We start from the raw sequence: 357 nt of genomic DNA on the forward strand, positions 1-357 counted from the left end.
CCGCCGTCGATACCGGCGCGGTATTGCGGTTCAACGCGCTTTCGTCGTGCAGTGCATTGGCCTGCACCGCGCGCGCCATCGAGCCATCCTGGTTCAGTTCAACGCGATCAACCCGGTACCGTTGCGCTTGGTCGAATAGAACGGCATCAGCGCGTTCTGCAGCACCTGCTCGTTCATGCCCTTGCCACGGTCCAGCACATCCAGGCGCAGCCATTGCGGCAACCGCGTCCGCGAAGAAGTTCGGGACAGTAGTGGTGCGTTGAAGCGGTTTGGGGATCGTCAGTTCGACACCCATAGCCAGATGACCCGACAGGTGGGTGCTGACGGACAGCCTTTCCTCTTCCGTCATGATGCCAA

Annotated in this window: 1 protein-coding gene; it reads right to left on the bottom strand. The window is 61.1% G+C overall.

Annotated features, from left to right (window positions below; all coding sequences use genetic code 11):
- On the bottom strand, nt 1-357 hold a 357-nt coding region (locus tag ABGA94_RS02775; protein ID WP_375366329.1), incomplete at both ends, for a hypothetical protein.

Origin of the sequence: Stenotrophomonas sp. 3diitr2024, assembly GCF_042136455.1 — a bacterium.
Taxonomy (GTDB): Bacteria; Pseudomonadota; Gammaproteobacteria; order Xanthomonadales; family Xanthomonadaceae; genus Stenotrophomonas; species Stenotrophomonas sepilia.